Annotated in this window: 1 protein-coding gene; it reads left to right on the forward strand. The window is 69.4% G+C overall.

All coding sequences use genetic code 11. The features are described from left to right. On the forward strand, positions 1-399 hold a 399-nt coding region (locus tag ACTFO6_RS17870), incomplete at both ends, for an iron chelate uptake ABC transporter family permease subunit (protein ID WP_439935760.1).

The following is a 399-nucleotide window of genomic DNA, read 5'->3' on the forward strand; positions in this document are numbered from 1 at the left end:
CAGCCTACCAGGGCATGTTCCGCAACCCCCTGGTCTCCCCCGACATCCTGGGGGTCTCCTCCGGCGCGGCCCTGGGCGCGGCCCTCGCCATCTTTTTTTCCCTGGGGGTCGTGGCGATCCAGGGATTCGCTTTCTTGGGCGGCCTCATCGCCGTGGCCGTGGTGTACGCAGTGGGTTCGGCGGTGCGCCGCCACGACCCCATCCTCACCCTCATCCTGGCGGGAGTGGTAATCGGAACCCTCCTCGGGGCGCTGCTCGCCCTCATCAAGTACCTCGCCGACCCCTACAATCAGCTGCCCGCCATCACCTACTGGCTTCTGGGGAGCCTAGCCGCCATCACGCCCTCGGACCTGCGGGTGGCGGCTCCCCTGGCCCTCGCCGCGCTGGTGCCGCTCACGC

It is taken from the genome of Pelomicrobium sp. G1, assembly GCF_051905455.1.
Classification (GTDB): domain Bacteria; phylum Pseudomonadota; class Gammaproteobacteria; order Burkholderiales; family UBA6910; genus Pelomicrobium.